The organism is Pseudoduganella sp. R-32 (assembly GCF_049913245.1).
Taxonomy (GTDB): Bacteria; Pseudomonadota; Gammaproteobacteria; order Burkholderiales; family Burkholderiaceae_D; genus Rugamonas.
On the sequence record NZ_CP183987.1, the window covers coordinates 4,005,558 to 4,026,313 of the forward strand.

Here is a 20,756-nt window from a genome sequence, read left to right on the forward strand (position 1 = left end):
TTCAGCGCGCAATGCTCGCGACTTCCCCATCGCTCAAGGCCGAACCATAGATGCGCAAGTCATCCATCGAACCCTTGTAAGGCGCATCCCACCAATTGACCCCCAGCGCGAACACGCCGTTGGTCGTTGTGAAGACATTCGGGAAGTTCACGCCGCTGAAACGCTTCGCGCCGTTGACGTACACATTGACCGCGCCGTTCTTGACCGTGAACGCCACGTGCGACCATTGCCCGGCCGGGATGTTCATGCCCAAGCCGGCGTCATACCATGCCGTTCCCGACCACAGCATGCTGGCGCCGCCAACAAAGTCGTGTCCCTTGGGCAGGAAGCTGATCCACGAATCGCCGTTGCGCGCGCCAAAGAAGGTGGTCGAGAACGCGGTCAGCTGGGCAGGCTTGAGCCACATGGCAACCGTGTAGCTATTGCCCGTGATGAGCCCATCCGGCAAACGCACGCCAGATGCGCCATTGAAGACGGCGGCACTGCCTTTCATCCCCGGCTCGTACGCCATGCTGCCGCCGGCGGCATCTATCTTGCTGCCGACGACGGCGCCGGCGCCGAAGGCGCCCGTCGCGTCGCCCAGGTTCCCGTCAAACGCGTAATGGGCAACCATGCTACCCAGCTTGCGCACCGTGACCACGAAGGTCTTGACGGCACGCGCATGTCCCTTGGTGATAGTCGCTGTCAGCGTGACGTTCACGTCATTGGCAGGGCTGGTGACCTGCCCGGTATTGCTCAATACCGAAGGATTCGATGATATCCAGCTGATGGCCGAGTCACGCGCAGCGCTGGTCGGCAGCACGATATCGCCAGTGACCGCATTGGTGTTACCGAGACTGAGTTCGCCATAGACAGCCTGCACCACCTGCATGTCGCTACGGGGCGCCAGGCGGCTGCCCATGATGGACACGCCCTCGCGCGACGTCGCAGTAAATGTCATCACATAGCTGCCGGAGGTCTCATCCCACTGATTCAGGAACACGCCCTTGAAAGGCGGCGACCCAGCCAGGTTGATTTCAGCCTGGTTGCTCCCAACCAGCGCCCAGCTGCCGGTTGCCGCCCCGCTGATTGTGCCGTTGGGATTCAGCGTGACCAGCCGGGACTTCTTGATCGTGGCCGAAATGTCCTTTCCGTGATTGACGAACATATAGTCGCCAAAGACAAAACCGCGCGGAACAGCAGCCAGCGTTTCATTGGTATTGCGGTATGGCGCCACCACCGGCCACCCGTCAGCGTTCATGAACATCTGGTGCACGCGGATTTCGTGCTGCTCGCCACGTTCAGGGAAGCGGCTATGGAAGATCAGGAAGTGCTTTCGGCTTGCGGCGTCGTAGTAAGCCGAGTTGTGGCCCGCGGACACATATCCGGTACCGATACCGGTGCCCGTTTCGCCGATCTTGCGCTCGAACAGGAAATTGCCCATGATTTTCACGCCATATGGGGCAATCGACGCATCGTCGAACAAGGGCTTTGCAGGATCTGCCTTGACGTTCGCCATGTTCACGCCCTGCGCGTCGAAATAGGGACCGTCCGGCGCAACGGATCGCGCCACGCGCATGTTGTAGCCCCCTGCCGCATCCAGCCCGCCGAATGAGGTGAACAGATAGTAGTACTGCGTGACAGGGCTGTACATCACGTAAGCCCCTTCTATCCGGCTGTGATTCCCGCCCATCAGGCGCTTGCCATAGCCCTGCCCCGGCAGCGGCATGCCAGTCGCCGGGTTCATTTGCATGATGAAAATGCCGCCGGAGTAAGAGCCGTAGACCATCCACAGCCGTCCGCCGTTATCGAAGAAGACGTTCGGATCGACGGTATTCGGATGCTTGAGGGCGTCGTAGATGGTACCGTCGTAGCTGGCCTGCCCCCACATGCCCGACTTCAGGATGATGCCCTTGTTCACATAAGGGCCCTCGATCTTGTCGGCGACCGCAACGCCCAGGGCTGAGCGCGGCGAATCGCCCTTGCAGGCGTTGTAGTACATGTAGTAGCGGCCGTCGGCCAGGCGGACGACGTCCGGCGCCCACAGGGTGTTCGTTTGCGCCCAGCTGAAAGTCTCCGCAAGTTCGGTAAAGACGTTGCTGGCACCGTTCAGGAACAACTTGTTGGTGGCGCTGACGGAACTGGTGATCTGCGTCCAGTTCATCAGGTCCGTGGACTTGGCCGAAGCAAGATGGGAGCCGAATACATAGTAGCTGCCCCCCGCCCTGATCACGGAAGGGTCGTGCACTGAGGCGTTCTGGAAAGTCACCGGCGCATAGGGCGCTCCGGCCAAGGCGCTGAGGGACAGCATGGAGGAAGCCAATACAGCAGCGCCCCCCCATAGCGAGAAGGGTTTGGTCACGTTCGTCTCCAATAATGTTTTTACGCAAGTTAGCGCGCGGGACTTGGAGTGTCCAATGACCTTTTCCGTTAATGCGATAGCGAAACCGGCATCGAAAGCAGCAAATCAGCCGATGTGAGCCCGGAGGAAGGCGCATCCCTCGTCGAGCGCTGCGGCGCCTTCCGGGAAGTGTTCAGCATCCTTGAAAAACTGGATGAACCCGTGCTGTTGGTCCCTGTAAACCCTGGCCCTGGCATCGACGCCCGCATCCTTCAGGGCCTGCGCATAAGCAACGCCCTCGTCCCGGAGCGGGTCATGCTCCCCGACCTGGACCAACGTAGCGGGAAGGCCCTCATGCCGCGCCCACATCGGCGCAAGCAGGGGCGCGTTCGCATCCATCCCGCACGGGACATAGGCAGCAAGCACTTTCATGTTCATGGCGCGGGTAGGGAAATTCTTTTCGCCGTATGCATGCCAGGACGCGGTGTCCATCCTGTTGTCCAGTGCAGGATACATCAGCCATTGTGCGCCGATCCCGGGGCCGCGCCGATCCCGCGCCAGGATAGCCGCTCCGGCCACCAGGTTCGCACCAGCGCTGTCCCCGCAGACCGCCATCCGTTGAGGATCGCCGCCAATGCTGCCGCCCTCCTTCGCCAGCCATTCCAGCGCGGCATAAACGTCGTCCAGTCCAGCCGGGAAAGGATGTTCCGGCGCCAGGCGGTAATCGACTGCAATGACAAGCGCGCCCGATCTGTTCGCGATGGCGCGTGCCAGCACGTCATGGGTATCGAGGTCACCCGCGACAAAACCGCCGCCGTGGGCAAAGAGAACCATCGGAAGGGCATTGCCGGCCGCCCCCAGCGGAGCATAAAGCCGCGCCGGGATCGGCAGCCCTCGAACCGCTGCAACGGGATCTGGCGCCCCGGCGGCAGGGATCTTCGACCGATAATTCGCGCGCATTTCTCCGGCAAATTTTGCAAGCTCCGCTTCAGGTAATACCGGCCTTTGCATGGTTCGCTCCCTGTTCCTCGCGCCAGCAACTATGCAGCGCACACTTTTGCATGTCAAGCCGAGGCCAGGCGGGAAAATGTCATAAAACTGTAATCTTGCTCCGTTATGATCCGGCATTTTGCATGAGCACCCGAACTTATCATGTGCTGTTCCTCAGCACCCAGAACACTGCACGCAGCATCATGGCCGAGGCAATGTTGAATGCTGTCGGCGGACGCCGGTTTCGCGCGTTCAGCGCAGGCAGCCACCCTGCCGGCAAGCTCAATCTCTTCGCCGTCGAGCAAATCCGGGCGCTTGACAATACCCTGGCAGGATTGCGCAGCAAATCCCTCGATGAATTCTCGGCGCCGGACGCGCCGGAAATGGATTTCGTCATCACCATGTGCGACCTGGTTGCGGGCGAACCATGCCCGAACTGGCCCGGCCAACCCGCAACAGCGAACTGGAACTTCCGCAACCCCGCCGCCGTGCAAGGACCGGTTGAGCAGATTCGCCAGGAGTTCTTTACGGTCTGCCGCGAAATCAAGACGCGCCTCGAGATCTTCCGCAACCTCCCAGATGAAGCACTTGACAAAATGGCACTGCAACGCAAAATAGCGAGGATCGCTGGCGTCCAGCTCTAACCCCTCGCTCCCATCGAGCATCTGCGCGGCCTTGCACGCGACGCGAAGAAAGTTGATCTCGCAAGCCAGGTCCAATCTGAATTAGGGCGCGAGAATAGCAGCAAGGTCGCCTTGGCCGAGGCTGAAATCACGCGCCAGCTCGGTTACGACATGGGCTGGGTCACGGCAAATGCCATCGAGCGCAAGGACGGCAAGCAAGCCATTTACCGTCTGCTGCAGGGGGAACCCAAGCAATTCGTCCTGCGCTGCCAGCAAATCGCGGAGAGCGACCCTGCCTTGTTCCGCTTTAACGAAGACTTCCTCAGCGCGGTGCGCAAGCTGTAGCACTCATTCCGTATTGGTCGGCGCGGCAGTCGCCTGGCTGCTTGGCTGGCCGATATCGGGCCTTGGCGCTGCCACGCCGGCGGCAGCGCACTCATCATCAAGCGGCAGCACGATAGGCACCCGCAGGCAAATACTCTGGGTCGGCAGCACTTCGCACCAATCCCGGATCAGGTCGCGATAAGCCGTGCCAACGGCGCGGATTTTGCGCTGCAGGTCGAACAGGCCAAGCGGATTGACGGTGCCGCGGTTTTCACGCAGGGCGACATCCCAGTCGACCTGGTCGATCAGCGAATACCAGGTAAAGCCCACAATGGGCACACCATTGTTGCGCACCCTGAGCACGTTCGCCCACTCCATGCGCAGCCAGCGAACGGCTTCGTCGCCCCCGGGCCCTTCCATCAGGTTGGTCTCCGTGTGCATGACCGGCAGCCGGTAACGGTTGTAGTATTGGTGGGTAATGACCGCGTAGCCGAAGATTTCACCGGACGCATACGTGGCGCCGTCGGCACGGACATGGTGTTCATTGGTCATGTAGTAATCGTTGCCCATGATGCACTGGTGCTTGAGGCAATTGTCGAGGAAAAAATGATATTCCTCGCGCGTCATGCCATTATCCAGCAAGTACTCATAGACCTCGGAGTCGACCCTGCGGCCGTAATTCAGGTCCAGCGACAGGAAACGGCGCGCATTGCGGAACTCCGATTGCGCAATGGCGGCGGGATTCTCGGGATGGAAATATTCGCTCGATTCGCTCTGCACGAACAACGCGTCGGGGCGTACCTTGAGGATCTCGCGCATGGCCAGGATGTTTGCCTTGACGATATTCTTGATCGCTGTCACAAACGCAAAATCGGAGGCCAACTGCTCGTTCCACCAGCCGTACATGGCGGAAAACAGGGCGCAGATCTGCATCTCGTTGACCGGCGTATAGACCTGGACCCAGTGGTAGCGCTCGGCAAAGGCTCGGGCATACTTCGCGAACTCGGCCGGAAAATCCGGATTCTGGAAATTGCCGATCCAGTCCGGCACGCCGAAGTGGCACAAGTCGGCCATTGCAACGATATTCCTGCGCCGCAGGTCGCGGAATGTTTCGTCGGCAAACGACCAGTCGTACTTGCCAGGACCGGGCCACGCCAGATGGAGGGGCGCGCCATAGCGCAGTGCGCGTATGCCCAGCTGTTCGACGAGGTCGAAATCCGTGCGCCAGTATCGGTAGTGGCCGCACTTTTCCATCTCGTCCATCCGTACGCGGCCATTCTCGATGGTCGGAATGCTGTTCTCGATCCCTGTTGCAAAGATGAATCCGTTATACATGGCGGCACCTGACATCGTGATCGCCCACGATACCGCTTTCCCAGGAGCCGCCTCGCCCGCTTGGCTTATCGTCGCGCCAGCCTCGGGCGCCTTGCAGTCCAGCCCAGCAGCCCCAGCAGGCCGGCACCGTACAGCGTGACCGGCACTGGCTCAGGCACCGCCGACGCAACCAGCGTCTGCTCGAACACCAGGAAATAGCCCGGTCCCGGATACACCGTGGGCAAGTTGATCGAAAAAGTCTGCAAGCCGGAATCATATGCAGCGTCGCCGAGATGCATCACAAAATTCAATGCGTCCGGCATGAGATTGAATTCGAGGCTTTCGCCGCTAAAAGCCTGGATGCTGAATGGTTCGCCAAGGGCATCGAGCGCATGGCTCACAAGCAGCAGGGCTTCGCGTTCGACGTCGATAACGCGGCGCTGGCCGCTGATCCAGCCGTCGGTCGATCCACTGACATCAACCAGGACGAGAACGGCGAGGTCGCGCCGCTCCTGCCGCTGGGTTTCAAACACACGTCCTGGGCATGCGCCGCCGGCGCGCCGCGCGCATTCCGCATCCAGTGATGGGGTGGTCGTGCGCGAGATAAAGGCCTTCAACGAAACCTTCGGCCAGCCGGTTTCCCTGCGCATCGCCGGCATCGAGCCCGATCGTTACACCCGGACCGGCAGCGCCCTTCGCCATGCGACAGCCTGCCTTGCCGCCGAACCGGCCAGGCACCGGCTCCTGCTCCTACTGACGGACGGCAAACCCAACGACGTCGACCATTATGAAGGCGAGTATGGCCTGCACGATACGCGGCAAGCCATCATCGAAGCCCGGCAAACCGGCATTTCGCCGATGTGCCTGGCGATCGACCACCAGGCGCCGCACCATCTCGGCCAAGTCTTTGGCAAACACCAGTTTGCGATCTTGCCGCGTACGAACTGCTGCCCGGCGTGCTGCTGGCGTGGCTGCGCAAAATGCTTGCCTGACCGACCTGGCAGGCGCTTAGTAGGCGACGCTGAAACGCTTGCCCGAATGGGCAGGATGTTCCAGTTCATCCAGCATCGCAACGGCGTAATCCTGTACCGAAATGCGGCTCTGGCCCTGTGCATCGACCAGCAACTGATCGCCGCCGATGCGGAACTTGCCGGTGCGCTCGCCACGTTCAATCAAGGCGGCTGGGCTCAGGTAGGTCCATTCCAGCTCCTGCTCCTTGCACAGCTTCTCCAGCGTGTCGCGGGCGCCCAGCGCGGAGGCCTTCCACTGGTCGGGGAATTGCGGAGTATCGACGGCCTGCACGCCCGGCGCCACTTCCAGGCTGCCAGCGCCACCTACCACCAGCAGGCGCGGCACGCCGGCACGCTTGGCGGCGCCAACGATCGAGTCAATTCCGCGGCCATAGTACTCGCGCACGTCTTGCTGGGCATGGCCGCTGAATGCACTGATGACCGCGTCATGGCCGGCCAGCTGCCCGGTCAGTTTCTGCTGGTCGTGCACGTCGGCGCCAAGCGCCGTCAGGCCAGCTTGCGGCGCCAGCCGTTCCGGACGGCTGACCAGGGCTGTCACCTGGTGGCCGCGCGAGAGCGCCTCAGCCAGCAGGCCATTGCCAATGAAGCCGGTTGCGCCGATTAATGCGATCTTCATGGGGAACTCCTGGGTGATTGAAGATGGATTCAGTATGACGCCTTTACGATCCCCCGATAAGAGGGCAAAATCCACAATCACTATGAAGCAACTCTTAACAATCGACCGACTGAGGCGCATGGCCGTCTTTGCCCGCGTGGTGGAAGCTGGCTCCATGAGTGCCGCTGCGCGCGAGCTGGGCATGACCACCTCGGCAGTCAGCCAGCAGATACGGCAACTGGAAACGGAAACCGGCCTCGCCCTGCTGCACCGCTCGACCCGGCGCCTGAGCACCACGGTGGCCGGCCAGGCCTACTATGAGGACTGCGCCGCCATGCTGCACGCGGCACAGGCAGCCGAGCAGCGATTGTCCGACCTGCGCGACGAGCCGCGCGGCGAACTGCGGGTGGCCTTTCCCGTCGGCTTCAGCGCGCACCTGGCGGCAGCGCTGGCGCCTTTGCTGCGCGCCCACCCGCTATTGTCGCTGCGCCTGTTCGCCGAGGACCGCCGCGTCGACTTGATTGCCGAACGCATCGACCTGGCGATCCGCGCCGGAACGCTGAGCGATTCCGCGCTGGTCGCACGCCGCCTGACCGAATGGCGCCATGTACTAGTGGCCGCCAGATCATTCGCGCAGGAGCATGGCTTGCCGCGCACGCCGGAGGAACTGGCCAGGTTCCCGGTGCTTAACCTCAGCGTGATCAACCAGACCGAGTTCATCGAACTGCACCGGCCGGGCGAGCCGGCGCACCGCGTGCGCGTCAACGGCCCCGTTGCCGGCAACAGCTTCATCGCGCTTCAGCACATCATGCTGCAGGGCGCCGGCATCATGCGCATGCCCGGCCCGGATGCCGCGCCGCTGATCGAAGCCGGACTCGCCGTGCCGGTATTGCCGGAGTGGTCGATGGCGCCGATGGGCGTCTATGCAGTGACGGTACAGCGTGATTCGCAGCCGGCCAAGGTGCGGCTGGCAATTGCCGCGCTGCGCGACTACCTGGAAAAGATGCCACCCTAGCCCGGCGACGGCCCTGGATGGTGTATGCTGCGGGCATGACTCAAGACACCGATATCCAGCTCAGCGGCCCCTTCAAGGCCATCGACGGCAACGGCCGCGCCATTGACATCAAGTCCCTCCGCATATTCGACGAGGGCTACGGCGTGGTCGACCTATATGTCGACCTGGCCGCCCCAGCCACCGACGGCTTGCACAAGGATCATCAATTGATCGCCGAAATTGGCGCGCGCCTGCGCGCCATCGGCTACAACGGCCCCGACCTGAAGCCAGGCGATCCGGTGATCCAGGAAAAGCGCCTGATCGTGCTCGACACGCCGGACGAATTCCTGCCCTTCGCCGTGCACAAGGGTTTCAAGGACCTCAGCTCGGAATTCGACGAGCAGTAATCCGGCCGCCTAGTCCCAGGCCCGCGCTTGCGAACGATAGGCCGTCCAAGTAAAACCGAAACCAAGCGACAGCCCGCTATTCTTGCGGAACAGCGGGCTGTCGCGGTTGGCAGCGTGCGTGTAGTTGTCGTAGCGGGTAAAGCCGAACACGCGCCAATCGGGCCCCAGCGAATGCGACAGGCTCGCGCCAAGGCGCGTCATCATCAGTCCACTCCCGGCTTGATAGGCTGGACGGGTGGCGTTCGCATATTGTGGCGCGACCTCGTAAAAATACTGGTTCAGGCGAGTATTGCCAAACACCGCGCCGAGATTGGCGTCGGCCTGCCATTGCTGGTTGCTGCCGCTGGTTTCGAACACGACGCGCGGCTCAAAGACCAGGCCCTGGCGGCGAAAACCGTTCCCCACTTCAAGCGGCACCCGCAAAGGCAGCTCCAGCCTTACCCGATTGGGGGCCGAAGGCTCCGACAGCAACACTTTCAGGCGCGGGCCGAATTCCAGCAAGGAGTTCAGGTCCGGCATGCCGGCGCGGGCCGGCACGTCGTCCGAACGCGCCGGCAGCGACATCTGGAAACCAAGGTCCAGGTCCACGCGCTCGGTATCGAACAGGCGCGCGCTCACGCCGGAACGATCCGCACGCACGATCTTGCCGCGATAAATCACCATTGGCAGCACCAGCCCGCGCATGGAGCGTTCGGATGAACCCGGGTAAGCCGGCGTGGACGCCGCACCGCCGAACAGGCCGGCTTCCCATAGCGGCAAATCCGGACCCGGCGCTGGCGCCGCGCCGGCCGGCAACGCCAGTACCGACATCGCGATGCCAGCCCACATTCCCTTCTTCATATTCATGCTCCGCAAAAAGTCGTTGATGATACAGCCAAAGACGCGGGGCAACCATGCCATAATTTCATTTTTTACAATGTGCGACTGCCATGAAGCCCATTCACGTCTTGCCTGTCTTGCTCGTGCTCGCAGCATGCGGCCAGCAAGCCCCGTCAGCAGCTCCGTCCAAAGGCAACACCATGACTTGCGTAGCTGGCGGCCTCAAACTGGCCGGCGCCGGCGAACCAGAGGTTGGGGTTGGCAGTTTCGGCATCCAGGGCGATACCATCGGCGGTTTCGGGCTCGGACTGACCGTTGAGCATGGGGGCAAGGTGCATGAGATTTCCAGCTCGCTGATGTCCTTGCCGATGCAGAGCGGCACTTATCACTTTCCCTCAGTGTCGGAACCGGGCATGACCCTGGCTTCCTACAAGGTCAGGACCATGGACCGTGATCTGATCAGGGACTACAACGGCGGCATCTATAGCCAGCAGTTCTCGCCCATCGAGAACGACCCGGAAGCGAAGCTTAAGCTTCAAGTGGACAAAATGCTTGTCTCGGACGCGCCGCTGCCCGGATTCAAGCGTATCCACGCCGTCGGCAGGTTCCAGTTCAACGCAGCGGCGCTGCCCGGGCCGGAGCCCAGCGACGCCTGCGTGCGCGATAGCATCATCCGTTCGATCAAGGGCGCAAACGCCGGCAAGCGCCAGCTGCCGCTGTTCGACGCCGCACTTTGCGGCGCGGAAAAGATGCACGTCCAGTGTGATTTCGATGTCGTAGTGGACCTGGCTAAGGTGCAGTAGCCAGCGGCGATGACGCGTCTCCTATGCTGGTGGTGCGGCATCCGTAACAATTGCTTACCGGCGATACACTTTTTGCGTCACCGTGTTTTCATCCTGAGGCGTTTTCCAGGCAAGCGCCAACGATGGCGAGTTCAGGAGAAAACAACATGGAAAACAGCCCACGCACCAAAATTCATCCGATGATTGTCGCCGCAGCCGCTTCGGTGGCACTGGTAAGCCTGGTGGGAGCTGCATCAATTGCAGGCCTCCTGCCAAACTCGCAAGCGACCACGATGCCAGGCGCCGCAGCCGCACCGATCGCCGCTGTAAGCCCTGCAACGCCAGCAACAGTCGCGGCGCCAGCGCCGGAACCGGAAGTACGCAAAGTCGTGGAGCACAAAACCGTGGTGCATCATACGTACACGCCGTCGACGCGTGTCGCGGCAGCAGCGCCGCAAGCGGCCTCGCCTGCGCCGGCACCTGCTCAAGCACCTGCACCGGCGCCGGCACCAGCCCCCCAGAATAGTGCGCTGGGCATCGGCATCGGAGCTGTGGTGGGCGGCTTGATCGGCAACCAGGTAGGCGGCGGCAACGGCCGCAAGCTGGCTACTATCGCCGGCGCGGTTGGTGGCGGCTATATTGGCAATGAAATCGCCAAGCGCAACCAGCAGCAAGCACCGACGCAATCGCCATCGCAACAATAACGCCAATCGCAGCGGTGCAGGCCATCGACGGCCTGCACGCTCGCAGCAGGGTCAAATGTGCAGCGCATGCCCCAGGGCGCGCAAGGCAGCTTCCTGGATCGCCTCGCCCAGGGTCGGATGCGCATGGATCGTGCCCGCCACATCTTCAAGCGTCGCGCCCATCTCGATGGACTGGGCAAATGCGGCGGACAACTCGGATACCGCCTTGCCCACCGCTTGCCAGCCCACGACCAGGTGATTATCCCTGCGCGCCACCACCCGCACGAAGCCGTCCTTTGATTCCAGCGACATGGCGCGTCCATTTGCGGCGAACGGGAACAAAGCTTCGATGCAATCGATGCCCTGCGCCCGTGCCTGCTGGGGAGTGGCGCCGACCACCACGACTTCGGGATCGGTAAAGCACACCGCCGCAATCGCCGCTGGGCTGAAATGGCGGCGCTTGCCGCTGATGATCTCGGCGACCATCTCTCCCTGCGCCATGGCACGGTGCGCCAGCATCGGTTCACCGGTCACGTCGCCGATAGCCCAGACATCGCGCATCGAAGTGCGGCACTGGTCATCGATCTTGATGAAGTGCCCATCCATGTCGATGCGCAGCTTTTCCAGGCCGAAGCCGCGGGTGCTCGGGCGCCGGCCAACGGCAACCAGCACCTGGTCTGCGGCAAGTACCGATTCCTCCCCAGCGGCATTCCGGATGCGTACCGCATTACCCTCCCCGCCCAGGCCGAGCACTGAGCTGCCCAGGTGGGTTTCAATGCCCAGGCCCTTGAGCGCGATCGCTACCGGACGGCTCAACTCAGCGTCGTAGGCAGGAAGGATGCGCTCCTGCGCCTCCACCACCTGCACCTGCGCCCCCAGCTTGGCATAGGCGATGCCCAGTTCAAGGCCGATGTAGCCCGCTCCCACCACTACCAGCCTACCCGGCACGGTCTTGGGCGACAGCGCTTCCGTCGCACTGATCACCGGCCCGCCGAACGGCATGAAGGGCAATTCGGTAGCGTGCGACCCGGTGGCCAGCAGTAAATGCTCGCAGCCGATGCGCTGCGGACTTTCGCCGTCGCGAATCACTTCGACGGTCTTGCCATCGACAATATTGGCCCAGCCCTTGACGACACGCACGCCGCTTTTTTTCAGCAGCGCCGCCACGCCGCCGGTCAGGCGCCCGACGATGCCGTCTTTCCAAAGCACGGTCTGGCCGATGTCGATGCGCGGCGCCTGCACCGAAATGCCAAGCGCCGAGCCGCTCGCGTAATGACTGGCCTTTTCAAACTCTTCAGCCGCATGGATCAGCGCCTTGGAGGGGATGCAGCCGACGTTCAGGCAGGTGCCACCCAGTTCTCCGGCTTCGACCAGGGTGGTGGGAATGCCAAGCTGGCCGGCGCGAATGGCCGCGATATAGCCGCCAGGACCGCCGCCGATCACCAGCAGCGTAGTGGTGTGTTGATTCATCGATTACTCCACAAAGAGCATCGCTGGACATTCCAGCAAGGCGCGGATGGCTTGTACAAACTGGGCTGCGTGCATGCCGTCGACCACGCGGTGGTCGAACGAGGACGACAGGTTCATCATCTTGCGCACTACCAGCCCGCCCTGGCGCACCATGGGCCGCTCCACGATCTTGTTGACGCCGATGATCGCCACTTCCGGATGATTGATCACCGGCGTGGTGACGATGCCGCCCAAGGCGCCCAGGCTGGAAATGGTGATCGTCGAACCGGACAACTCGTCGCGCGTGGCCTTGCCGGTGCGCGCGGCATCGGCAAGGCGTGCGATCTCCGCGGCGCACGACCACATATCGCGTGCTTCCGCATGGCGCATGACCGACACCATCAGGCCGGCATCGGTCTGTGTGGCGACGCCAAGATGGACAGGACCGTACTGGGTAACCACGCCGGCATCGTCATCGAAACGGGCATTCATCTGCGGGAACTGGCGCAAGGCGACCACCAGCGCGCGTGCCAGCAAGGGCAGCACGGTCAGCTTGCCGCGCTCCTTGCCCCATTGCTCGTTCAGGCGCACGCGCAGGGCCTCAAGCTCGGTGACGTCGATTTCCTCCACGTAGGAAAAGTGTGGGATACGGCGCTTCGATTCCTGCATTTTCTGAGCGATCTTGCGGCGCAGGCCGATCAACGGAATTGCCTGCTCCCCGTGAACCTCGCGGTAGCCGCCCGGGCTTGCGGACGGCGCCCCATGCACACCGCGCGCGACGTAGGAATCAAGGTCGGCATGCAGGATGCGGCCGGCCGGACCGCTGCCGTGCACGAACTGCAGCTCGACACCCATGTCCCAGGCGCGCTTGCGCACAGCCGGAGAAGCCAGCGGACGTTCGCCAGGCTCGCGGGCCACGCGGGCCGGAGCCTGCACCTGCTGGCCCATCGCCGTCGCCGCAGGCTTTGCGGGCGAGGCGACGGGAGGCGCTGCCGGAGCAAGCGATGCAGCTTGCGCCACGGCGGGCACGGCCGCAGGCGCCGGCATCGCAGCAGAAGCAGCAGCAGCCGCGCCGGCCTGCGGCTTCAGGTTGCCAGCCCCCTCCACTTCAATATGGATCAGGTCCGCCCCCACAGCCATCACCTGCCCCGCCGCGCACCCAAGCATGGCGACCGTGCCGTGCACAGGCGATGGAATCTCGATGGTGGCCTTGTCGGTCATGACGTCGGCCAGGATCATGTCTTCCGTAACAGCGTCGCCCACCTTGACATGCCACATGACCAGCTCAACTTCTGCAATGCCCTCGCCAATATCAGGCATCTTGATGACGTGAATACCCATCGTTATGCCTCCACCGTACGTTTGAACGCCGCGCCGACGCGCCCCGGCCCAGGGAAATACGCCCATTCCTGCGCGTGCGGGTAAGGCGTATCCCACCCCGTCACACGTTCAATCGGCGCTTCCAGATGGTAGAAGCAGTGTTCCTGCACCAGCGAGACCAATTCGGCGCCAAAGCCGCAGGTGCGCGTGGCCTCGTGCACAACCACGCAGCGCCTGGTTTTCCGGACCGACTCGACAATCGTCTCGAGGTCCAGCGGCCACAAGCTGCGCAGGTCGATGATCTCGGCGTCGATGCCGGTCTCGCGCGCCGCCGCCTCGCATACCCACACCATGGTGCCGTAGGCGAGCACCGTCAGTTGCTTGCCCGGCCGGAAAATTGCCGCCTTGTCCAGCGGGACGGTGTAATAGCCTTCCGGTACTTCCCCCAGCGGGTTCTGCGACCATGGCACTACAGGTTTGTCGTGGTGGCCGTCGAACGGCCCGTTATACAAGCGCTTCGGCTCGAGGAAGATTACCGGATCGTCGTTCTCGATCGAGGAAATCAGCAGGCCTTTGGCGTCGTAGGGATTCGACGGCATCACCGTGCGCAGGCCGCATACGTGGGCAAACACGGCCTCCGGACTTTGGCTGTGGGTCTGGCCGCCGTAGATGCCGCCTCCGCAAGGGGTACGGATTGTGATGGGCGCCGTAAAGTCGCCGGCCGAACGGAAGCGCAAGCGCGCCGCTTCCGACACGATCTGGTCGTAGGCCGGATAAATGTAGTCGGCAAACTGGATCTCGATGCATGGCCGCAGCCCGTAAGCTCCCATGCCGATGGCCACGCCGACGATGCCGCCCTCGGAAATCGGCGTGTCGAACACGCGCGATTTGCCGTATTTCTTTTGGAGGCCCTCGGTGCAGCGAAACACGCCGCCGAAGTAGCCCACGTCCTGGCCGAAGACCACGACGTTTTCGTCCTTCTCCATCATCACATCCATCGCCGACCGCAGCGCCTGGATCATGGTCATGGAAGTTTTCACTGTGTTTTCCGCCATCTCAGATCCCCAGTTGCTGTCGTTGTACACGCAAGTGTTCCGGCAGCTCCTTATAGATGCCATCGAACATTTCTGCGGGACTGAAGGTATGGCCGCTGGCCATGGTGCCGTATTGTTCCGCCTCCTTCTGCGCGGCCAGTACCTCCGCCTCCAGCAGCTTCTGGGTTTCTTCGTGCTCCTGTTCGGACCAGGCGCCAGCCTTGATCAGGTACTGCTTCAGGCGTGCGATCGGGTCGCCCAGCGGAAAATGCGACCAGTCGTCGCCGGGACGGTACTTCGACGGATCGTCCGAGGTCGAATGCGGGCCGGCGCGGTAGGTGACCCATTCGATCAGGCATGGTCCGAGGTTGCGCCGCGCCCGCTCGGCCGCCCAGCGCGACGCTGCGTACACCGCCAGGAAGTCATTGCCGTCGACACGCAACGAGGCGATGCCGCAGCCGACGCCGCGCGCCGCAAACGTTGTATCCTCGCCGCCCGCGATGGCCTGGAAAGTCGAGATCGCCCATTGGTTATTGACCACGTTCAGGATCACCGGGGCGCGATAGACGTGGGCGAACGTCAGGGCGGTATCGAAGTCCGCTTCGGCAGTGGCGCCGTCGCCGATCCATGCCGAGGCAATCTTGGTATCGCCCTTGATCGCCGACGCCATGCCCCAGCCTACTGCCTGGATGTACTGCGTCGCCAGGTTGCCGGAAATCGAGAAAAAGCCGGCCTTTTTCACCGAATACATGACGGGCAACTGCCGACCCTTGAGCGGGTCGCGTTCGTTCGACATCAGCTGGCAGATCATGTCGACCATTGGATAGTCGCGCACGACGAGGATGCTTTGCTGGCGGTAGGTGGGAAAACACATGTCGTCCACATTGAGCGCCAGCGCCTGCGCGGTGCCGATCGCCTCTTCGCCAAGGCTTTGCATGTAGAACGACATCTTCTTCTGGCGCTGCGCCATCAGCATGCGGCTATCGAAGATGCGCGTCTTCATCATTGCGCGCAATCCTTTGCGCACGACTTCGATATCGATTTGCGGCACCCAGGGCCCCACGGCGTTGCCTTCGGCATCGAGCACGCTGATCAGGGAATACGCAAGATCGCGCGTATCCATTGGGGCTACGTCGACCTCGGGACGGCGCACAGCACCGGCCGGCGACAGCCGGAGATAGGAAAAATCAGTTGCACAGCCTGGACGTCCCGTGGGTTCGGGCACGTGCAGGCGAAGTGGTTCGCCCTTGCTCATTCAGATTCCTTCAATTGCGATGGTGACGCAGGATCATTCCCGGCGGGCCTGCGGCGGGTAGCCTCGGCCGGCCTGGACTGTGGAACCGCCCGCCGAGGATCGCAAAGCGGGCACGAAAAAACATTTCCTTCAAAGCAATGGTAGGGTAGCACGCTTTTTCGTGGCGAAGGGTCACAATTAAAGTTTCATTAATAAATCGCCGTTAAGGGGGAATGAGCCCAATCTCCTCCCTCTCCAACTGGCAACCGGCCGCCCGCTATGCCGTGACCGCCCCCGCGCGGAAGGCCGATCCTCTCCTGGCCAGGCTGGACGCGGCCACCGCTCCACCAGCTTCCACCATCGTGACGCTGAGCCCGGAAGCGATCGCCGCAGCCTCCGCGCCCGTCCCGACCAGCCTGCGCTACCAGGACCTTGGTGCGGACATGCTCAAGCAGCTCGGCGCCGGCTCGGTCATAGCGCTGGACCATGCCAGGCTGCCGGACAGGGTCGACAACAAATTCACGCTGGGCATCACCACGCGCAGCGGGACCCAGGTCGAGCTCACGCTGGCCGATGTCGATGACGAAATGATCTACCAGGTCAGCTCGAGCGCCAGGCTTGATGATGATGAGCGTAAAGCCCTGTCCACGCTGGCAGCGGGCTTCCAGGCTGCTATCGATGGGATGGCGGGAGCGGCCCCTCAGGTCCGGCTGAGCGGCCTGACACAGTTCGACAGCAGGTTTGTTCAGTCGATCGACTTCCATGCCGAAGTGTCCGGTCCTGAGCCTGCGCCGCAGACCCTGGATTTCCACATTGACGACGCGTTGCGCAAGGCACGCATCAACGGGCCTGATGGCCAGGCTGAAGTGAACGTGGACACAAGCACCCTGGAACACCTGGGCACCAGGAAGCAGCAGGCAAAAGCCATCAACAACTACCTGGCGCAATTCGACCAGGCGCTCGCACGCGGGCACGGTGACAAGAAGTTGATGTCCATGTTCAAAGACGCCTTCTCGGACATGAATCGAACGGCCGTCGCCGAAGAGACTGACGACTTCCTGCACATTCCATCGAAGTGGCAGCTGAATTCGGACGACCGTTCCGCGCTGACAGGTCTTTCCGATTTCAGCGCCTCCCTGACCCAGACGCCCAAGTCCAGCAATCCGCTCAAGGCATGGGAACAGGACACGTTCTCCTATGAGGTATCGCAAGCGACCAAACTGGAGGGGACAAGCCGCGACGACCGCAAGATTGGCCAGGACCAGCAATCGCGCCTTAGCGCCCAGTACCACACCGATATCGGCAAATCCAGTCCTCCATGGTTCGACGGGACCCTGCAGACCCAGAACTACGAATACCACCAGGTCGAGGATAGCGCGCGCAGCAATGTCTCCCTCGAATACCGGCTGGGCAAGCTGAAAAAAGCAAGCCTGGAACAGATCGCCGGCCAGTCGGAGCAAGTAAAGACGATCATCCTGGGCAAGCTGAAGTCAGACAAGTCCATTCCGAGCCAGCAGTCGCTTGTACGCGACCTGCTCCCATCGCTCACCTCATACGAACACATCAAAGGTGCGGATAATCTGAACGATCATGTCTTCCTGCTTGGTTCGCCTGGCGAAATCGTCGCGCGCAACGAGCAGTTCTAGGTCTCAGGCCACTGGCGGAAAACGGAAGGCGCCGTGATCCGAAGGCAGCACCTGCTGCGCGATTGAAGCGGCGAGCGGCATGCCCCGTTCGCTGTTTGTCAGGACCACAAAGCCATCCTTCGTCGTGGTCGACGCCATCGCAAATGCGCGGAAGCCGGGGTTGTTCCCCCACTGCCAGACATGGCTTCCGCCCGAGCCGCGCTCGATACCCCAGCCCAGCCCCCATGCCAGGCCAAGCGGCTTGCTCACGTCTACAGGCGCGGCAAGCGCCATCTGCATCAGCGCATCGTCGGCCAGGAAGGCCGACATGAAGCGCGCATAGTCTGCTGCCGTGGTGCAAAGGGTGAATGCGGCCAGCGCGTTCTGGAAACAAGCCCGCCGCGAAAAGCCAAGAAACATCTTGCCTGGGACGGCCCGTTCCTCGAATGCCTCGCGCCAGACCAGGCTCGTGTCGCGCATCTCCAGCGGCGCAAACAGATGCTGGTCGAGATAGGCTGCAAGGCCCGTCCGGGTAATGGCCTCCATGATGCCTTGCAGGAGCACGTAGCCTTCGCCGGAATAATTCCAGCCCTGGCCAGGTTCCGCAACAAAGGCCAGCGGTTTCATGGCTTCCCGCCGGGCGTAAAGTAAGGCGGAAAGTATTGCCCAAGCGATAACCGTTGTAAATTAAGTAAAGCTTAAAGCAGCACGCACGGTGCCGGGCGTCGCGCTTGCTGCAATAGCTCCGCACAACATGCCGCCTGCCCCTGTGCGGCAATCAGCGCCTGCTCATACGCGCGCAACTGGCTAAGCGAAGGGAGCACCCCGCTGCCTTTCACCGCCCTGGCCGCGACTGCCGTGATTTCCGTCATCAGGCGGTTGGTCTTGTCGTGCGCCGCCTTGAGTTCGGCCAGGTGATCCAGCAACGCTTCTTTTGCATCCATAGCTCCTCCTCGAAAACGTCGTAACCGGGCCAGTAATTTTTGGCCTGGCCTGGAAGATTTCAAGAGGAGTCGTGCGGCCTGTAACGCGCCAGGATCGATCGGATCGTGCCGCGGGCCTTGAGCGTAGCGATCGCCTGGTTCAGGTCCCTGATACCGAGTTTGCCTTGTGGATGAACTGCGCAATAAGTATCAAAATCCGTGATCTTCAGGTTATGGGATGCCAGGCGCGCCCGCTCAGGGTGAACCTTGCGCTGGTAGTCGAAATAGATGCGGTTGGTGAAAATGAAGTCGAAGCGCCCGAGCAGCAACTTTTCAAGGTTCTGGCTATCGTTCGCCGCGTTATCGCGCAGGATTGGTGGCTGCAAGTGTTCAATCTCCGGGTACCTGTATCCCCGGATCGTTCCCACCCGCAGGCCCGCGATAGCGTTCAGGGAGGCCGGCACTGGCGTTTCACTGCGCATGGCGACCATCATTCGATTCGAAATAATGGCGTCCGACCAGAGGAAGCCCTGGTTGTCGAGCCATTCGGGCCGCAGGTCGCACAGCAAATCGGCATGTCCCCGCAGCAGCGCGCCTTCAACACGCGTGCGCGGCAGGATCATATAACGGGGCTCGAGATGCAGCAAACCGCCTAGCGCGTCGCCGAATTCCTTAAGTATCCCGCCCTTGAGTTCCTCGCCGCGAATATCGGTCATCGGCATGCCACTACCGTTGGAGATTGCCATCACCAGATCGGATGCATGGACGGTCTTTGAAGCTAGGAGGAAAGCGAATAGTAATTGACGCGTGAAGTACATCGTGGACCCGCGAGTTATCGTAGGGCAAGCGTTATTGATCGGTTTTGCTGATGATAACCCTTCCGGAAGACGCGGAGCTTCACAATTGCGGCAATGCAGGCGTGCTTGGCCCTGCGCACGCGCCCTTGCCCGCTCCTGTTATCATGCGCACGTTTGCCCACGCAGAAAACTTACATGCTTGTGACCACCGAACCAACCACCGCGCAGCCATTCCTGCGCCAGATTATCCAGCCTTTCCTGCGCGACCGCCTGATGCACCTGCTGCTGCTCGCCGCCATTGCTCTTTCCATCCTGTCGCCGCATCCGCTCACGGAGTATAAGAACTGGGTAGACTGGCACACCATCGCGACGCTCGCCGGCATGCTGTTGCTAACCACCGGCATCGAAGCCAGCGGCTACCTGGAACACCTGGGGCGGCTCATCATCAACAGGCTGCGGCAGGAGCGGGTGCTGGCGGTGTTCCTGGTGGCGGCATCCACGGTGTTGTCGACCGTACTGACCAACGATATCGCGCTCTTCATCGTCGTGCCGCTGACTGTCGGCCTGTCCGGCATCCGCGGCCTGCCTGTCGGGCGCCTGGTGATCTTCGAAGCGCTGGCAGTCAACGCGGGTTCGCTGTTGACGCCGATCGGCAATCCCCAGAACATCCTGCTGTGGCAACGCTCGCACCAGTCCTTCGCTGAATTCACCTGGCAAATGGCGCCGCTTGCGTTGGCGGTTTTTGCCGTACTGCTGCTGGCGACCTGGTTCTGCTTCCCCAAACAGACCATCCATGCCGAGCTGAATGACGATCCCGCGGCCTACCATGTCGGCTTGCTCAGGACTTGCGGCATGCTTTATATCGCCTTCCTGGTGACTGTGGAACTCGGGTATCCCGGATGGGGCCTGGCCGGCGTGGGGCTCGCTGTCCTGCTGTCCTGCCGCGGCATCATCGCCAAGGTTGACTGGAGCCTGATCGTTGTCTTCATCCTGATGTTCATCGATATCCGGTTGCTGTCACAGCAGCATTTCATCCAGGGCTGGATTGAATCTGTTCCCCATTTCTCCCGACTGGAACTGTTCCTGGCAGGCCTGCTCGGTTCCCAGGTGATCAGCAACGTCCCGGCAACCATCCTGCTGGTCCAGCATTCCGTCGACTACAAGGTCATCGCCTATGCCGTGAATGCAGGAGGCTTTGGGCTGGCGATCGGCTCGCTGGCCAATATCATCGCCCTGCGCATGGCGCCCGAACGCCGCCTGTGGCTGCGCTTCCACCTGTACTCCTTCCCCTTCCTTCTGCTGTCGGCGCTGATTGCATGGGGGCTCCTGCGTTAATTGGCAACTCCACCGATTAATACGCGGTGTTCTGCAAGATTCTTATTGCCTTTGCGTTCTCCAGGCACCCCCATCTTGCTTTATAGTCCACCGCGTTGCGGCCGGCTCCTTTCATTCCCTGCCCTGAAGGACGGGTTTCTCGGAGCAACTCTGATAA

General features: G+C 61.9%; 22 protein-coding genes. 8 read left to right on the top strand and 14 right to left on the bottom strand.

What is annotated here, in order from left to right; translation table 11 throughout:
* Position 1 precedes the first annotated feature (1 nt).
* A complete protein-coding gene (locus ACN9MU_RS18220; RefSeq protein ID WP_426343238.1) occupies positions 2–2,341 on the bottom strand; it encodes a family 43 glycosylhydrolase in 2,340 nt (779 codons plus the stop codon).
* A 105-nt stretch (positions 2,342–2,446) separates the two neighbouring features.
* Entirely contained in the window at positions 2,447–3,331 is an 885-nt protein-coding gene (locus ACN9MU_RS18225; RefSeq protein WP_426161795.1) for an alpha/beta hydrolase, read from the bottom strand.
* Between the two features lie 143 nt (positions 3,332–3,474).
* Here ACN9MU_RS18225 and ACN9MU_RS18230 point away from each other — a divergent pair, with 143 nt between their 5' ends.
* Together ACN9MU_RS18230 and ACN9MU_RS18235 are read left to right on the top strand one after the other, a co-directional pair.
* Positions 3,475–3,954, top strand: coding sequence for an arsenate reductase ArsC (locus tag ACN9MU_RS18230; RefSeq protein WP_426161797.1), 480 nt, complete (start codon positions 3,475–3,477; stop codon positions 3,952–3,954).
* Between the two features lie 111 nt (positions 3,955–4,065).
* On the top strand, positions 4,066–4,278 hold the full coding sequence (locus ACN9MU_RS18235; protein WP_426161798.1) for a hypothetical protein: 213 nt from the start codon (positions 4,066–4,068) through the stop codon (positions 4,276–4,278).
* Positions 4,279–4,281: 3 nt separating this feature from the next.
* On the opposite strand, the gene ACN9MU_RS18240 is transcribed toward ACN9MU_RS18235, so the two are convergent.
* The 4 genes from ACN9MU_RS18240 to ACN9MU_RS18255 form a co-directional block, all read right to left on the bottom strand.
* Positions 4,282–5,592 (bottom strand): family 1 glycosylhydrolase, encoded by a 1,311-nt coding sequence (locus tag ACN9MU_RS18240; protein ID WP_426343239.1) that lies wholly within the window; start codon positions 5,590–5,592, stop codon positions 4,282–4,284.
* A 65-nt stretch (positions 5,593–5,657) separates the two neighbouring features.
* A complete protein-coding gene (locus ACN9MU_RS18245) occupies positions 5,658–6,230 on the bottom strand; it encodes a hypothetical protein (protein ID WP_426343240.1) in 573 nt (190 codons plus the stop codon).
* A 91-nt stretch (positions 6,231–6,321) separates the two neighbouring features.
* Positions 6,322–6,489, bottom strand: a complete 168-nt coding sequence (locus tag ACN9MU_RS18250; protein WP_426343241.1) for a hypothetical protein — start codon at positions 6,487–6,489, stop codon at positions 6,322–6,324.
* Positions 6,490–6,579: 90 nt separating this feature from the next.
* Complete coding sequence (locus ACN9MU_RS18255) at positions 6,580–7,218, bottom strand: NAD(P)-dependent oxidoreductase (protein WP_426161803.1); 639 nt, start codon at positions 7,216–7,218, stop codon at positions 6,580–6,582.
* A gap of 118 nt (positions 7,219–7,336) precedes the next feature.
* Between ACN9MU_RS18255 and ACN9MU_RS18260 the strand changes: the two genes are divergently transcribed.
* Complete coding sequence (locus ACN9MU_RS18260; RefSeq protein ID WP_426318155.1) at positions 7,337–8,212, top strand: LysR family transcriptional regulator; 876 nt, start codon at positions 7,337–7,339, stop codon at positions 8,210–8,212.
* A gap of 35 nt (positions 8,213–8,247) precedes the next feature.
* Positions 8,248–8,598, top strand: coding sequence for a hypothetical protein (locus tag ACN9MU_RS18265; protein ID WP_426343242.1), 351 nt, complete (start codon positions 8,248–8,250; stop codon positions 8,596–8,598).
* Between the two features lie 9 nt (positions 8,599–8,607).
* Here the strand turns inward: ACN9MU_RS18265 and ACN9MU_RS18270 are convergent, their stop codons facing one another.
* Complete coding sequence (locus ACN9MU_RS18270; protein WP_426161806.1) at positions 8,608–9,438, bottom strand: MipA/OmpV family protein; 831 nt, start codon at positions 9,436–9,438, stop codon at positions 8,608–8,610.
* 89 nt (positions 9,439–9,527) lie between these two features.
* Here ACN9MU_RS18270 and ACN9MU_RS18275 point away from each other — a divergent pair, with 89 nt between their 5' ends.
* Both ACN9MU_RS18275 and ACN9MU_RS18280 read left to right on the top strand, forming a co-directional pair.
* A complete protein-coding gene (locus tag ACN9MU_RS18275; RefSeq protein ID WP_426161808.1) occupies positions 9,528–10,220 on the top strand; it encodes a hypothetical protein in 693 nt (230 codons plus the stop codon).
* 146 nt (positions 10,221–10,366) lie between these two features.
* On the top strand, positions 10,367–10,903 hold the full coding sequence (locus tag ACN9MU_RS18280) for a glycine zipper 2TM domain-containing protein (protein WP_426161809.1): 537 nt from the start codon (positions 10,367–10,369) through the stop codon (positions 10,901–10,903).
* 51 nt (positions 10,904–10,954) lie between these two features.
* On the opposite strand, the gene lpdA is transcribed toward ACN9MU_RS18280, so the two are convergent.
* From lpdA to ACN9MU_RS18300, 4 genes are read right to left on the bottom strand one after another with little or no spacing between them, the layout of a single operon-like run.
* Entirely contained in the window at positions 10,955–12,352 is a 1,398-nt protein-coding gene (gene lpdA, locus ACN9MU_RS18285) for a dihydrolipoyl dehydrogenase (protein WP_426318156.1), read from the bottom strand.
* Between the two features lie 3 nt (positions 12,353–12,355).
* Positions 12,356–13,672 (bottom strand): dihydrolipoamide acetyltransferase family protein, encoded by a 1,317-nt coding sequence (locus ACN9MU_RS18290; protein ID WP_426318157.1) that lies wholly within the window; start codon positions 13,670–13,672, stop codon positions 12,356–12,358.
* A gap of 2 nt (positions 13,673–13,674) precedes the next feature.
* Entirely contained in the window at positions 13,675–14,679 is a 1,005-nt protein-coding gene (locus ACN9MU_RS18295; protein WP_426172230.1) for an alpha-ketoacid dehydrogenase subunit beta, read from the bottom strand.
* A 28-nt stretch (positions 14,680–14,707) separates the two neighbouring features.
* Positions 14,708–15,940, bottom strand: coding sequence for a 3-methyl-2-oxobutanoate dehydrogenase (2-methylpropanoyl-transferring) subunit alpha (locus tag ACN9MU_RS18300; protein ID WP_426161813.1), 1,233 nt, complete (start codon positions 15,938–15,940; stop codon positions 14,708–14,710).
* Positions 15,941–16,152: 212 nt separating this feature from the next.
* Here ACN9MU_RS18300 and ACN9MU_RS18305 point away from each other — a divergent pair, with 212 nt between their 5' ends.
* Positions 16,153–17,565, top strand: a complete 1,413-nt coding sequence (locus ACN9MU_RS18305) for a hypothetical protein (RefSeq protein WP_426318158.1) — start codon at positions 16,153–16,155, stop codon at positions 17,563–17,565.
* A 3-nt stretch (positions 17,566–17,568) separates the two neighbouring features.
* Here ACN9MU_RS18305 and ACN9MU_RS18310 read toward each other — a convergent pair whose 3' ends face one another.
* The 3 genes from ACN9MU_RS18310 to ACN9MU_RS18320 all read right to left on the bottom strand — a co-directional run bounded on the left by ACN9MU_RS18310 (position 17,569) and on the right by ACN9MU_RS18320 (position 19,285).
* Entirely contained in the window at positions 17,569–18,171 is a 603-nt protein-coding gene (locus ACN9MU_RS18310; RefSeq protein ID WP_426343243.1) for a serine hydrolase domain-containing protein, read from the bottom strand.
* 71 nt (positions 18,172–18,242) lie between these two features.
* Positions 18,243–18,488, bottom strand: a complete 246-nt coding sequence (locus ACN9MU_RS18315) for a hypothetical protein (RefSeq protein WP_426161817.1) — start codon at positions 18,486–18,488, stop codon at positions 18,243–18,245.
* 59 nt (positions 18,489–18,547) lie between these two features.
* Positions 18,548–19,285: a substrate-binding periplasmic protein gene (locus ACN9MU_RS18320; RefSeq protein ID WP_426161818.1), complete on the bottom strand. Its 738-nt coding sequence runs from the start codon at positions 19,283–19,285 to the stop codon at positions 18,548–18,550.
* A 174-nt stretch (positions 19,286–19,459) separates the two neighbouring features.
* Between ACN9MU_RS18320 and ACN9MU_RS18325 the strand changes: the two genes are divergently transcribed.
* On the top strand, positions 19,460–20,599 hold the full coding sequence (locus tag ACN9MU_RS18325; RefSeq protein ID WP_426318160.1) for an SLC13 family permease: 1,140 nt from the start codon (positions 19,460–19,462) through the stop codon (positions 20,597–20,599).
* Positions 20,600–20,756: the final 157 nt, after the last annotated feature.

Excerpts from the sequence above, each read along its gene's own strand:
- ACN9MU_RS18225 (WP_426161795.1), bottom strand. The coding sequence starts at position 3,331 with ATGCAAAGGCCGGTATTACCTGAAGCGGAGCTTGCAAAATTTGCCGGA.
- ACN9MU_RS18240 (WP_426343239.1), bottom strand. The coding sequence starts at position 5,592 with ATGTATAACGGATTCATCTTTGCAACAGGGATCGAGAACAGCATTCCG.
- ACN9MU_RS18245 (WP_426343240.1), bottom strand. The coding sequence starts at position 6,230 with ATGCCGGCGATGCGCAGGGAAACCGGCTGGCCGAAGGTTTCGTTGAAG.
- ACN9MU_RS18255 (WP_426161803.1), bottom strand. The coding sequence starts at position 7,218 with ATGAAGATCGCATTAATCGGCGCAACCGGCTTCATTGGCAATGGCCTG.
- ACN9MU_RS18260 (WP_426318155.1), top strand. The coding sequence starts at position 7,337 with ATGGCCGTCTTTGCCCGCGTGGTGGAAGCTGGCTCCATGAGTGCCGCT.
- ACN9MU_RS18265 (WP_426343242.1), top strand. The coding sequence starts at position 8,248 with ATGACTCAAGACACCGATATCCAGCTCAGCGGCCCCTTCAAGGCCATC.
- ACN9MU_RS18270 (WP_426161806.1), bottom strand. The coding sequence starts at position 9,438 with ATGAAGAAGGGAATGTGGGCTGGCATCGCGATGTCGGTACTGGCGTTG.
- ACN9MU_RS18275 (WP_426161808.1), top strand. The coding sequence starts at position 9,528 with ATGAAGCCCATTCACGTCTTGCCTGTCTTGCTCGTGCTCGCAGCATGC.
- ACN9MU_RS18280 (WP_426161809.1), top strand. The coding sequence starts at position 10,367 with ATGGAAAACAGCCCACGCACCAAAATTCATCCGATGATTGTCGCCGCA.
- lpdA (WP_426318156.1), bottom strand. The coding sequence starts at position 12,352 with ATGAATCAACACACCACTACGCTGCTGGTGATCGGCGGCGGTCCTGGC.
- ACN9MU_RS18290 (WP_426318157.1), bottom strand. The coding sequence starts at position 13,672 with ATGGGTATTCACGTCATCAAGATGCCTGATATTGGCGAGGGCATTGCA.
- ACN9MU_RS18295 (WP_426172230.1), bottom strand. The coding sequence starts at position 14,679 with ATGACCATGATCCAGGCGCTGCGGTCGGCGATGGATGTGATGATGGAG.
- ACN9MU_RS18300 (WP_426161813.1), bottom strand. The coding sequence starts at position 15,940 with ATGAGCAAGGGCGAACCACTTCGCCTGCACGTGCCCGAACCCACGGGA.
- ACN9MU_RS18305 (WP_426318158.1), top strand. The coding sequence starts at position 16,153 with ATGAGCCCAATCTCCTCCCTCTCCAACTGGCAACCGGCCGCCCGCTAT.
- ACN9MU_RS18310 (WP_426343243.1), bottom strand. The coding sequence starts at position 18,171 with ATGAAACCGCTGGCCTTTGTTGCGGAACCTGGCCAGGGCTGGAATTAT.
- ACN9MU_RS18315 (WP_426161817.1), bottom strand. The coding sequence starts at position 18,488 with ATGGATGCAAAAGAAGCGTTGCTGGATCACCTGGCCGAACTCAAGGCG.
- ACN9MU_RS18320 (WP_426161818.1), bottom strand. The coding sequence starts at position 19,285 with ATGTACTTCACGCGTCAATTACTATTCGCTTTCCTCCTAGCTTCAAAG.
- ACN9MU_RS18325 (WP_426318160.1), top strand. The coding sequence starts at position 19,460 with ATGCTTGTGACCACCGAACCAACCACCGCGCAGCCATTCCTGCGCCAG.